The 12,458-nt window shown below is 34.5% G+C and carries 11 protein-coding genes; all 11 read right to left on the bottom strand.

Going from position 1 to position 12,458, the window contains the following annotated elements; all coding sequences use genetic code 11:
- Window positions 1-135: 135 nt before the first annotated feature.
- Window positions 136-1,095, bottom strand: a complete 960-nt coding sequence (locus A3775_RS12490) for a hypothetical protein (protein WP_066425186.1) — start codon at window positions 1,093-1,095, stop codon at window positions 136-138.
- 35 nt (window positions 1,096-1,130) lie between these two features.
- On the bottom strand, window positions 1,131-1,991 hold the full coding sequence (locus A3775_RS12495; protein ID WP_066377207.1) for a glycosyltransferase family 2 protein: 861 nt from the start codon (window positions 1,989-1,991) through the stop codon (window positions 1,131-1,133).
- Window positions 1,992-2,148: 157 nt separating this feature from the next.
- Window positions 2,149-3,147 (bottom strand): hypothetical protein, encoded by a 999-nt coding sequence (locus A3775_RS12500; RefSeq protein WP_066425188.1) that lies wholly within the window; start codon window positions 3,145-3,147, stop codon window positions 2,149-2,151.
- A gap of 24 nt (window positions 3,148-3,171) precedes the next feature.
- Entirely contained in the window at window positions 3,172-4,152 is a 981-nt protein-coding gene (locus tag A3775_RS12505; RefSeq protein ID WP_066425190.1) for a glycosyltransferase family 8 protein, read from the bottom strand.
- A 12-nt stretch (window positions 4,153-4,164) separates the two neighbouring features.
- Entirely contained in the window at window positions 4,165-4,905 is a 741-nt protein-coding gene (locus tag A3775_RS12510; RefSeq protein ID WP_066377203.1) for a class I SAM-dependent methyltransferase, read from the bottom strand.
- Between the two features lie 33 nt (window positions 4,906-4,938).
- A complete protein-coding gene (locus A3775_RS12515; RefSeq protein WP_066425192.1) occupies window positions 4,939-6,180 on the bottom strand; it encodes a glycosyltransferase in 1,242 nt (413 codons plus the stop codon).
- Window positions 6,181-6,337: 157 nt separating this feature from the next.
- Window positions 6,338-7,558 carry a glycosyltransferase family 4 protein gene (locus A3775_RS12520; protein ID WP_066425194.1) on the bottom strand — a complete coding sequence of 407 codons (1,221 nt, stop codon included), beginning with the start codon at window positions 7,556-7,558 and terminating at the stop codon, window positions 6,338-6,340.
- 7 nt (window positions 7,559-7,565) lie between these two features.
- Window positions 7,566-8,507, bottom strand: coding sequence for a hemolytic protein HlpA-like protein (locus tag A3775_RS12525; RefSeq protein WP_066377198.1), 942 nt, complete (start codon window positions 8,505-8,507; stop codon window positions 7,566-7,568).
- A 247-nt stretch (window positions 8,508-8,754) separates the two neighbouring features.
- Complete coding sequence (locus A3775_RS12530) at window positions 8,755-9,780, bottom strand: glycosyltransferase (RefSeq protein ID WP_066377197.1); 1,026 nt, start codon at window positions 9,778-9,780, stop codon at window positions 8,755-8,757.
- A gap of 42 nt (window positions 9,781-9,822) precedes the next feature.
- Window positions 9,823-11,109 carry a glycosyltransferase family 4 protein gene (locus A3775_RS12535; protein WP_231867001.1) on the bottom strand — a complete coding sequence of 429 codons (1,287 nt, stop codon included), beginning with the start codon at window positions 11,107-11,109 and terminating at the stop codon, window positions 9,823-9,825.
- A 275-nt stretch (window positions 11,110-11,384) separates the two neighbouring features.
- On the bottom strand, window positions 11,385-12,317 hold the full coding sequence (locus A3775_RS12540) for an NAD-dependent epimerase/dehydratase family protein (RefSeq protein WP_066377192.1): 933 nt from the start codon (window positions 12,315-12,317) through the stop codon (window positions 11,385-11,387).
- Between the last annotated feature and the right edge of the window lie 141 nt (window positions 12,318-12,458).

Consider the following 12,458-nt stretch of genomic DNA (forward strand, 5'->3'; position numbering starts at 1 on the left):
AACTAATTTTACCTTTAATTTTCTCTGAGAACCCAGGGTTTCATCTGAGAGAAGTGTATATTTACCCGAAAATTTAGCAAAAAGCAAGTTAAAACTACAACAAAAATTTTCGTTATGCTGCTAATCTTGTATTTGCTACTTTATTTTATGATAAAAACTGTTAACAAAGCGATTTCTACGCAAACCTTCTTTTATAAAAAGAATAGGTTGGACTATACTGTATTGCCAGTCATATAAACTACTGTATATCCAAGATGATTTAATAAATCTGTATTTTTTAAATAGTGAGCGTTCAGGCATAATTGAATTAAGTGGTATACCTGCCCAATGAAGAAGAATTACCCTTTTTTTGTGATCTAAACCTCCATAATCCCACAAATAGTATTTTCCTTCTTTCGAGTAAATTTTCCCCGATAGTCTTGCCCAACCGTTTTGACAGATACCTCCAATTACTTCTGCCAAATGCCCATAGCATACAGGCTTCATATCGCAGCAATAGTTGATGAAAGCTTGATCTGTATTTCGAGGGTTGAGTTGGTTACGAATTTTCAAGGCACTCTCTGCTAGTTGCTCAAACTCTTCTATTGAAAATAGTCCTTTTCGGGAAGCCCAACGACCAGAGTTAAACCCACGCCCTCGTCCTTGCCTTAATAATTCTTGGCGAAATTCTCCTGGTTCGTAAACTTGATCAATGGCGCAGTCATAATGTAAAAAATCAAACCCAAAATTTTCTACTGCTTCAATAAAAGGTTTGAGATCCGCCAAGATGATTTGCCTAGCATCTAAATACATGAAATAGTCTAGTGGTCCCCAAAAAGTTGCATAGCGTCGGAACCAGTAGGGGCCTGTAGGCGTGTAACCCAGCTCAAATGCTTGACCGATCGCCTCTAAACGAGAAAAGGATGAATCAGTATATACTTCAAATTTGTAAGTATCGCTTAATTTTAGCAGGCGATCGCACTGGTCATTAAACGGAATCAAAATCAGGCGTAGTTCAGGGTTGAAGGTGCGGTAACTGTTGAGGAAAGCGATCGCCCAATCATAAACAACGTCATTAGCCGAAAAATAGACTCCAATACTCTGAGCATGAGACATATAATTGCTAATATAATTACTTAATTAACTTAACCTCAATATATTCCTCTATATTTACGTATAGCTACAATCCATTGAATAGGAAGCAATTCACGTATTTTACTAATAATGTTTTTTTGGAACCAAAAACCTTTATATTCATTAATAAAATACCAATCTTTTTGAAATGATTTACCAAAGTATTTTCTGCAAAGAGACCAACGTTCTCTAGTAAAGCTCAACAAATCTCTAGATGCTCCTCCTGATACATCAAATTTAGAGATGACTAAAGGAATTTCTAGAAAGCGGTAACCAGCCACGTACAGTTTAGCGAGGAAATCATGATCTGCACACCAAGTTAACAAAGTATTAAAGGGGTATTTAACTTGCAGTGCTCTTTTAACAAAAACACTTTGATGGCAAGTAGGTATTTCACGCCATATTATAGATAGAGGATATGGCTTGCGTTGATAGGTACGATAGCCATATTTATCATTGACAATAGATTCAAATTTTCCATAAACAACATCTACGGAATTTTCTAGGTATTCTGAAACTTTAGTGAGTGTATCTTCTGCAAAAAACTTATCCCCAGAATTCATAAATACTATCCAATCTCCAGTAGCAGTCAAGGCTCCTTTGTTCATTGCATGATAAATTCCAGCATCTTTTTCACTCACCCAATAAGTTATTATATCATCATTTACGCGCAGGAAATCCAGTGTGCCATCCTGCGAACCACCATCAATTACAATGTATTCTATATTTGTATATATCTGAGAAGTAATACTAGCAAATGTTTCGCGTAAATCTTCAATACGATTATAAGTGACTGTAATTATAGAAATACTAGGTAAGCTATCGTCAAATGTTTTTTGGTTACTATGCAAACGTCTGCCACCAACAAATTTTTCCATAAAATAGTTTATGTAAAATAAAAAATTTGTATTTTCTCGCAAAATGTAAAAAAGTTTATCTATAATTCAATTATTTTAGCACTGTACCATGCTCTAAATAAAAGTTGATTTTGCTTTTTTAATTACAAAAATTCTTGATTATAGTGAGGTAGATAATTTACTTACTATAAACATCTGCATCAGTTAATTTTGTATCTGGATCAATTCTTCCAATATTATCTGTTGGATACTTCCAGTATTCATTAAACAAATAATTTAAACGCCCATTTTCACTTGTGTCCCAACGTCTTCCTCTCAATCCAAAAAGCAACTGCACTGTACTTGCCAAATGAATAGCAGTTTTGTGGAGTTCTTCTTTTATAAAAGCCGCTAATGGAATCCCATAAGCTCCACAGCCAAGTAATGCAATATCGAACTCTGTTGCTTTTATCATTCCCTTCATAAAGTTTAATGCTTCAAACCACGAATAAAATTTATCTTGCTCAGGAGAATTGCGCTGAATTGCACGTATTGTTTTTAATTCAAAATCTGGCAATATATTAGGATTTTTGAATAAAAATTTGCGATTTACATATTGCTTTTTAATATCTTCAGCAAATGGATGAACCACTAAAACGCGTTTTCCTTCGAGTTTTTGCGACCACGGATTTTCGTAAAGCCAAGGTTCAATATCTAACATTCTAATATAGGTAGCTTTTGGGCAAATCTTAGATATTATTTTTTCTTCGTTAGGTAATCCTAACAAGCCCATGACATCTATTGCGGAAGAAGCACCTAAATATACTTCTGAAAATCTTTCGAGAAACTGAGATTTATGAGTTGGGAAAAAACCTGAATATTTTTCCATAGTAAATCTAACAAGTGCATTATAACGTTTTTCATACCAAGGTATTTCCTTGAGAAAATGTTGAATACACTCATATTCTGTTGTTCCCCATCTCCCTAAAAAAAATGGCTCTCCTTGAGCCAGAAGTTCAAAAATATAATTATTAAGCTTTTGTCTTTTAAGAATTTCTTTATCACCGTAAAATTCTGGCAAATCATCTAAAAATGAACATGGATTTTCTTTTAAAATTCCAATATGGTAGTTAGAACCAAGTAAATTTAACCCATATTTTAAGCCCATTTTAATTAATTTAGAAGTTTTATTGCCCATATTTAAATATTATAATTAATTATCTTATTTTTTCAAATTTAATTTGATTAACTTTTTAATACGGCTTGTACGAAAGTATAAACATGACCATGCAAATTTAACTAAAGATAAAATTGAGCATTTCTTTGGTTCCATCTGAGATGGAAACCAAGAAAATCTTTCACATAATTGTTCACTGTAGTAAGTGTAAAGATGGCGCATAGGTACATAATTTTGAGATGACCAGGGTTTATCTGCTCCTGTATAATGAATTATTTTTGGATTTTGCATTCGGTTGGTTATTTCCTCATGTTGAGGTAAACCTAACAACTTTTCTTTATATAACCGTGCTTCTACATTCCAAACTCCTGGTAGGTGACAATAATTTTCCCAGAAAATCACATTCAAAGCATCCTGATCTGCAAAATGCAACTTACTAGAATTTTCTATACAAAATTCTAAAACAACGTCACCTGATTTTTTAAGCCGCCAATCAGTAGCATCAATTAGCATCACTCCTGAATTAAAATAAATATCTTCATTAGCAAAATTAAAGTTTTTTCTAAAAATATATTGATAAGGTAATTGGACATGGGGAACAGCACCAATCGGTTTACCTTCTAGCTCAAAATCAAACAATTCACTTAGGTCAGCTAAAACAACAATATCACAATCTAAATAGATGACTTTTTCGCAGTTTTTGCATTGATTTAACCCGTAAATTCGTGAATAGTTATTGAGATTAAAATGCTTTTGAAAAGCAGGTAGAGAACTAAATAATTCTAGATTAATGGGAATTACTGAGACTGTGGCATCAAAGTGAGTGCAAATTTTTTCAATTCTTTGAATATTCTCCTGGGAAATATCTGGTGATAAAATATGAAACTCAAATTTCTCTGGGCTAGATGTGTTTTCCAATATTGAAAGTATTGTTACTGCACAGTATCGAGCATAATGGTTATCTGCTGACAGTAAAATGTAAACTTTTTCCTTCACTTGATTCGGCATTGATAAATTTTTTTTCAAATTAAATATAATTTATATTTTGCGTGCAACACAAAAATATCCTGATGGATATAATGAATCTAAAGTTTTCATTTTTTTACTTATATAATTACTTTTCTTCAATAAAAAAACAAAATAAAAAAGCATTATAGGTAAAATTTTCTCTATTAACGGTAAAAATCTAGAAAGGTTAGCAGTCATATATGACCAAGATTCGATTGCACCCCCTACCACTTCAAAGACTTCCAACTTAAGTCCCACTGAGCTTATAATTTCCTTGAGTGTGAATTCTGTGTACCGATAGTAATCATAGGGTGATTCATGAATGCGTTCAAAAAAAGGTACATTGAGTATAACTACTCCATCTTTTCTTAACAGGCGGTGAATTTCTTGCAATAAACTCTTGGGTTCAACTATATGTTCTAAGACATCTGAAAGTATTACTGTATCAAATGAATTATTTTCCAGAGGAATTGAATTGTTAATATCGCATAATAAATCGGCATAAGGGTTAGGATAAAGAGAATTGTCCCAATCTATACAGTAGTGAGAATTTGATAAGTCTTTGTATAGTCCATATAAAGGACACATTCCACATCCTAAGTCCAATAGATCACCTTTAACATAAAGAGGTAAATATTGACCATAAATTCTTGCTGTAGATTCAGCAAAAATCCAACCACTTGGATGAAAATTAGGGTTTTGTTGATTAACTCCTAGTCTATTATTTATTACAGAAAACTTTGTTTTTTCCCAATTAGATTTATTTTTCATATTATAAAAATTTTGTTTAATGGTTTTTGTTTACTAATTCAATGTATTACAAGCTTGAAGAATAGCTGACTGAAACCGTTCTATTGAGTAATCTTCTATAAAAGAAGAGTAACTATATTCATCTATTTTGAAATCTGTATCAATCAATTTTTCAATCGAAATTGCTATGTCTTCTGGTTGGCTTTCTGTAGCAACTTTCCAAGTATACTGGTTTATAGTTTTTTCCATAATGTAACCTTTACTAACAACGACTGGTTTACGGTGTGCCATTACTTTTATTAGTATATTACTACTAAAAGGATGATTATAATAATGTAAAAACACTATATCTGATAACTGAATTAATTCAGAAAACTCTTCTTCATCCCTTATGTAATAGTTAAGATCAATATAAGAATTATTGATTAGGACTTTTTTGTAAAACTCTATCTCCTGTTCTAAGGAGTTTGATTTTTCAAGTCTTAGTTCTCCTAGAACCAGGAAAAAATATTTTTTAAAATCAAGTTTAGAAGCTGATTCAAGAAATAAAGGCAGATTCTTTCTTGGCGTTATGATACCTAAAAGAGAGATTATTTTTCTACCTTTGGCAGCTTGTTTAATTTTTTGCAATAAATTTATATTAATATTTGATTCTACTTGTTGATTAATTTCAATTAATTCAGGGAGATATAAACAAGTTAATTGTTTAATATTTTTAGAAAAAAAACGTTGATAAATAGGGTGGAAAACCAAAATTGCTCGACAAGATGGCAAAGCAAAGTTTTTCTCACGATTAAAATTTATTCTACTTATTTCTAAACCACATTGTATTTTGGATTGATAAGAGGGCTGAACATACAAACCAACCCATTTCTTAGGCATAAAGAAGCGAGAAATGAATATTGGGACTGCGGGCATTATAGAATCAGCATGTGTAAAAAATACTGGTATATTTTCATCTAAATCTTTGAGCAGCCTTTTTACTCTCATTAGATTAATCAAAGAAGCAAATCGAAAATGCTGCATTCCTGGTAATTTAGGTGCAAAATAATCAATAGTAAACAAAACTCTGTAAATAATTTTATCTATAGGCTTGATATTGATATCGATTACTTGACAATTGTTGAGCTTTTCTTTATTAAGATTTTCTTTTAGTTTTCGGTTATTACCACAGCAAGCATATACAAAAAAATTATTATTACTTAATATTGACAAAATTTTCATGAAATAAAGTTCGAGATGGCCGCCACCATGATTTCCTATAAAGGCTAAATCTACTAACAGTATTTTTTGCATTTTTAATGAATTAAATTTAAAACAATTCGATACGATTTTTTATAGTTTGACTAAGAATTTACTGGTATAACTCCATATACTTTGAAGCGTGTAAGTCAAACCTACTTTTCACAAATATGGAAACCTAGTTGGCAAAGAAAGCGAAAACGATCGCTCTCTAATTCTGCAACACTTGATGATATAGCTCAATATATCGCTGCGCCTGAAGTTCTAGGGGGTATTCCTCTAGGGCGATCACTCGACAATTTTCACTCATTTTCTGCCGTAGCTGGCTATCTTCAAGTAATTGGACAATGCCATTACAGAAATCTTGAGTGTCTTCTGGTTGAGCCAAGTAGCCAGTCACTCCTGGACGCACTAAATCAGATACTCCACCAACTTTGAAGGATACCATTGGTGTTCCACAAGCCATGCTCTCTTGTAGTACCAAGGGTAAGTTATCAGCACGGGTAGGAAAAACAAATAAGTCAGCCGCAGAGTAAGCCATTGCCTTGAGGCGATCGCTGCTTACATACCCAAGTTTTAAAGTTGGTATGCCAACTAAATCAGCAATTTGTTCGCCTCCCTTACCCAAAGTGAGTAATAACGTTTCTGGCTTTAAAACTTCAGGGAAGTTTTGCAGAGCTTTTATAAGTAAATCCCCACCCTTACGGGAATCCCTCAGAATTTGTGCACCAAACATGAGAACTTTTTTGTTTGCTGGAATACCTAATATCTCTCTACATTTTTCTGTATTTAAAGGTTTATAAGCCTTTGTATCAATACCATACGGGATATAATAAATCGGAAAGCGACTGAGCATACTCTTTTTCGCCTGCTCAGTTAGCCATTTGCTAGGAGCTACTATACTGAGGTGAGATTTACTATAAACCCAGTTTTTCAGTTTCCATTCTAAACGCGTATTATCTCTGGCGATCTCTGGATATGTTTCAGGATAAGGACACTGACCACAGCCTTGTTTCCAGCGATCGCAATCATAAGTATAGGAACAATGTCCGGTAAAGCTCCACATATCATGGAGGGTAAAAATAGCAGGTTTATTTTCAGTTAATTTTGGCATTGCTAAGTAGTTAAAATAACCAGTATGTAGATTATGAAAATTTATAATATCTGCTTGAGTATAAAAAGGATGATTGTAGTTATCAAATGTGCTGATCAGATGGATATAATTTAATCCCAAGAACTTAGTCAAGCGGGATAATTGATTTTCTAAACGATATTTCCGATAGACAACAGCAACCCGATCGCTATCAAATTCAACATTGCCAACCAACAGGTTGGAGTGAATGCCTTGTGTCAATAAACCTTGGTGTAGTCGGTAGGCTGCGATCGCTGCTCCACCAGAAATATCCGATTGGTTGATGTGTAGAACATTCATATAAAATTTAAGATATAAAGTTCAGCTTTCTTTTTACTGCTGATAATTGCCGACGAATTTTCATAATTGGCTGATCTTGTTTTCGCATATTTTCACCTCCAAAAATATAGTCGAAGGTGTGTTGGTCTGCTTCTCGATGCCTAACCATAAATTCAGGATGCTTAATTTCCCAAATATCGGTTACTGGCAATTTGGAACGTGGGCTATCACCGGTTGTATGAGCAGCATCTGGTCGATTAAAACCTAGATTTGTAATCAGATTTTGATTAGGTGCTATCACTAAACCACTTTGAGACCAACAAGCATAAATCCATTGATAATCCCACGTGTCTAATACTTGTGGGTCTTCATACATTTGGTCAAAAATATTTGTCCAATATTGTTGTTCGTAGCAATCTTCAAAAATGTTTTCAAGTAAGCCTTGCTGTTTAAACTCCGGCCAAGTTTTCATGTAGTAATCGTAATGTTGCCAAGCTCTTCGCCAAGAAGCCCAGCCCCAGCCGTGCATATATTTTGAGAAGTAATAGCTGTATTCAGTTATACCTTGATTAACAGAATTATCACCATTAATGTGCATAATTCTTTCATCATGTCTATAACGTTCCAGCATCGCCTCACAAAAGCTAAAAAATGATGGTGCTGGTAAAGTATCGTCTTCTAAGAATATGGCTTCTTCAACCTGGGAAAAAACCCAGTCGAATCCGGTAGCTTCTCGACGACCACATCCTAAGTTCACATCTGAAAAATCCGTAAAAACTTCGCAATCCCAATCTACATTATTAATAATTCCTCTAGCTTGTTGGCACTTTTCCGCTTCTTCAGAAAAGCGTGGACCGTCAGCAATTACAAATAATTTTTCAGGTTTTGCTTGGGCAATAGCTGCAAATACCTGTTCGGTCAAATCAGGACGGTTAAAAATGAGAAAACCTACGGGAGTTTTGAGAGACATGGCTATAAATATAATCAATTTACTTTGCTCAATATAAAATTGAACGTCAATAGCTTAATCATAAATATTGAATGCTGCCATAAAATTTTAAAAAATGATTGTTTTTTTAATTTATTTTTTATTTGTTTAGAACGCAACTAATTAATTACATAAAATAAATTATGTGTTATTATTACTGTAACTCATTTTTATTTTTCATAAATTCATATCTTTGCTTAATTATTAGACAATAAAAACTGTATGTAAATTAGCTGTAAATGCTTGTACTAACTCGCTGCAAAATTTGCCGTACTCTATTTTTCAGGAAAAGCTTAATGGCTTGCTGACGAATTTTAAAGGACTGGGTACACTTGAGTGCCTCGTGAATTTGATTATTGGCACCCTCGACTTCACCTGCGGAAAGCATTTTTCTAGCAGTATCAAGAGCGCAGAGCGCGGAATGCTCTCTATTTTGATCTAATAATTTGCTAACAATTGTATTGGGTAGGTAGTTAGGTAAGTATGATTGAACAATCTCAAGACCCCTACGCACATCTTGAATATTTTCGCCTGTACGCATACTATGTCCACTATTGGAAGCTGATCGTAAACGATATACTGCCAGTGGTTCAACTTCGTACCAAACTGGATACTGTGTAGATATTCTTACCCACATTTCCCAATCTTCATAATAAAATTTGAAGTGTATATCAAAGCCTCCTAGACTTTCGTATACTTCACGCCGTACTACGATTGAGGGTGTTTGGATATATTGCTTAACAATAATGCGCTCTAACCAATTACTCAACACTCCACTTTTTGGTTGCAATAATTCTGATAGAAATTGCCAATGTCCATGTTCATCCATAAAAATATGGCGACAGAAGGCAGCACCTACTTCTGGTTTTTCCTCAAATGCCTGCTGCATTTTAGTATAAAAGCCTTCGCGCACACAATCATCACCATGCAGTAGATGAATTAATTTGCCACGCGATCGCTTTAAACAAGTGTTAAAGTTTAACGTATGACCTACATTCTCCGGTTGTCGATAAAAGCCAACACGGCCTCTTCCTAGTTCGGCAACTACTGCTTCAGGATCGTCTTTCGGAGAGCAATCATCAATTACCTCTATCTGCATCACCTCAGGCCCTGGATCTTGGGCTAATACACTAGCTAGTGTTTCGCGCAGATAGTTTGCACAGTTATAAGTAGGTATCATTACAGACCATAATGGCCGGCTTGTACCATCTGCAACTGGCGAAATAGTAGCCCGATATAGATGCTGTTCATTCATGGCAATTAACTCTGTCACTAGGCTGTGAAATTTAGCAAATTTTTAAGAAACATGATTTAGATTTGTATCTTTAAAGATAAAGTCACGCATTTGCTGACCAATGGCTTCAAAGGAAAAAGCTTGTTCTGCTCGACGACGTGCCTGCTTTCCTAATTCACGCCCAAGAGTTGGGTCATCTAAAATACGACCTAGTGCCAACGCTAAAGCTGTTGGGTCTTCTCTTGGTACTATGATTCCGCCTGAAGCTTCACCTTCGTTAAAAATATCGCGTATACCGTTAACATCGGTTGCGACTACAGGTAGTTCGCAAGTTATTGCCTCAATTGGTGCAACAGGAAAACCTTCATGTCGAGATGAAAGAACATAAACATCTGCTGCTGAGATGTATTGCCAAAGCAAGGTGCGATCGTGAATATATTCATTTACCCACAAAACATTTGTTAGTTGCATTGTGGCTATACGTTGATGTAATTCTGGTGCATCACTACCTGAACCTACTAAAAGTAAACACAATTCTTGATTTGGACGCTCACTACAAATTTGTTTCCAGGCTTCCAGTAGAATATCTAGACCCTTGTGGGCAATGTCTATGCGACCATGAGAAACAGCTACACGAGCATGATTTGAAATACCTAAAATTTTTCGTGCTTGGTCTCGATCCATAGGATGCCATGTTGTTACATCCATTGGATTGAAGATTTGTGCTAACTTTTGGGATAGTAGCTGATAGCGATCACTCACACGCTGGATTTCTGTTTTTGGCCCAATAATCAACCCTGTACTTGCTCGTAGTGCAAATGGGCGTATTGGGCGTTCAAGACGACTGCGCTGATAACTACCCCCTTGGAAACTGGCAAATACAGGCAGTTGTATTAATTTTCCTAATAGGACGCACACATCGAAGCTAGGATTTTCGTAATCTTGAAAGACAATAGCATTAATACCTTGTTGCTTTAATTCGTGAGTCAGCAATCCCAGCGGTAAAACTAAATAAGAATCTAGACTTTTACACAAACTTCTACCCGATATTTTCATTGCAAGACATATGTAGCGAAAAGTACGATGAAGCCAGGGTGATGGTAACATACAAACTGTTGCACCAGTGGGTTCATGCTTAAAGTGCAATGTTTGTGAAACACGAGATGAGATGAATATCAACACTGTCTGCACACCTACAAGTTGCAGAGCCTCTATATAGTTGAACATCCAACCCCCTGTTTGCTCGGTGCGAAATATTTCTAAGGAAACTCCGACCGTATCAAAAAAGTCCTCAAACAGACCACCACAAGACATCAAAGCGATTGTTGGTTGTGACTGAGTACTTTTCAAAACTAGATCCAGATTTTTTTCATTAGCATGAGTAGTTAACATTTTTATATTTTCTAGTCTGTTTGTCATAAAAATTTTTGAGGTAATATTGTTCGGAATCTTTTTTCGGCTGTCTATTTTTTTCTGTTTGCGAGCTTAAATGGCTCATGATTTTTTTGTTTTTTTTTCCGTTTTGTGAATTATTTTTTTATTTTTAAACTTTGTTCCTATTAAAGTCTAAAGTCCCAAAATGCAGCCATATGTTACTGTTATACAATCATGGTATTTTTCTATGATTATTCAGGAGCTAAAGATTCAAGTAAAAGACGAATACCAGATTGCACCGACCATTGTGGTTGAAAATTTAATAGCGAAATGAATTTTGTAATATCGGCTTGAGAATCTTGGATGTCTCCAATTCTGGGTCTTGTAAAATTAATGTCTGATTTATAGTTTGGAAACATATTTTGTAAAATATTTATTAGTTGCATGAGGGAAGTTTCTTTGCCTGTACCAACATTACATATTATGCAAGAATTGTTGGGTGTAGAAATAGTAAGGGCTTTTGTAAATGCAGATGCAACATCTTGCACATAGATAAAATCTCTGGTTTGTGTTCCATCTCCATAAATTGTAATTGGTAAACCTTGACTTATAGCTTTAGTAAATATAGAAATAACACCAGAATACGGTGAAGAAGGGTCTTGGCGAGGGCCAAATACGTTAAACAGTCTGAGAGCAATAAAAGATATGTTTAACTCTTTAGCAAATAAACTAGCATATTGCTCACTTACTAATTTTTGTAAACCATAAGGGGAAATGGGAATTGTCTGTTGGTCTTCTGAAATCGGTAAATTAACTTTGTTTCCATACACAGCTGCTGAACTAGCAAAGACAAGTTTCGGAATTTTTAAAGCTTGACATAAAAGAAGCACAGCTATAATTGCTGAAAGATTATTATGATGAGTTTCTAAAGGTTTGTGCCAAGATAAATTAACAGATGGGGTTGCTGCTAAATGAGCTATGCCGTCAATTGGTTGCGTAAAATCTTCTGCTCTACATTCCAATATATCTTTGCATACAAATTTCAAACGAGAATGTTTAGGTAAGTTTTTTAAGCTACCTGTGCTTAAATTATCTACTACAGTTACACTGTGACCTTCTATTAAAAGTTGTTCCGTTAAATGAGAACCAATAAAACCTGCTCCTCCAGTTATAATAAAATTCATTATGGTTATTTCTCCAATTATTTATTTTATTAATATCTTTGGTATCTATATTTGAGTAAGATAGGAAGCTATTTCTTTTATGAAAAACTGAGTAACACTTGAATAGTCTGCTTTCTATTTGCCTATTATCTATGCTAGAGA

It is taken from the genome of Anabaena sp. 4-3 (assembly GCF_001597745.1).
Taxonomy (GTDB): Bacteria; Cyanobacteriota; Cyanobacteriia; order Cyanobacteriales; family Nostocaceae; genus Trichormus.

Excerpts from the sequence above, each read along its gene's own strand:
- A3775_RS12490 (WP_066425186.1), bottom strand. The coding sequence starts at position 1,095 with ATGTCTCATGCTCAGAGTATTGGAGTCTATTTTTCGGCTAATGACGTT.
- A3775_RS12495 (WP_066377207.1), bottom strand. The coding sequence starts at position 1,991 with ATGGAAAAATTTGTTGGTGGCAGACGTTTGCATAGTAACCAAAAAACA.
- A3775_RS12500 (WP_066425188.1), bottom strand. The coding sequence starts at position 3,147 with ATGGGCAATAAAACTTCTAAATTAATTAAAATGGGCTTAAAATATGGG.
- A3775_RS12510 (WP_066377203.1), bottom strand. The coding sequence starts at position 4,905 with ATGAAAAATAAATCTAATTGGGAAAAAACAAAGTTTTCTGTAATAAAT.
- A3775_RS12515 (WP_066425192.1), bottom strand. The coding sequence starts at position 6,180 with ATGCAAAAAATACTGTTAGTAGATTTAGCCTTTATAGGAAATCATGGT.
- A3775_RS12520 (WP_066425194.1), bottom strand. The coding sequence starts at position 7,558 with ATGAATGTTCTACACATCAACCAATCGGATATTTCTGGTGGAGCAGCG.
- A3775_RS12525 (WP_066377198.1), bottom strand. The coding sequence starts at position 8,507 with ATGTCTCTCAAAACTCCCGTAGGTTTTCTCATTTTTAACCGTCCTGAT.
- A3775_RS12530 (WP_066377197.1), bottom strand. The coding sequence starts at position 9,780 with ATGAATGAACAGCATCTATATCGGGCTACTATTTCGCCAGTTGCAGAT.
- A3775_RS12540 (WP_066377192.1), bottom strand. The coding sequence starts at position 12,317 with ATGAATTTTATTATAACTGGAGGAGCAGGTTTTATTGGTTCTCATTTA.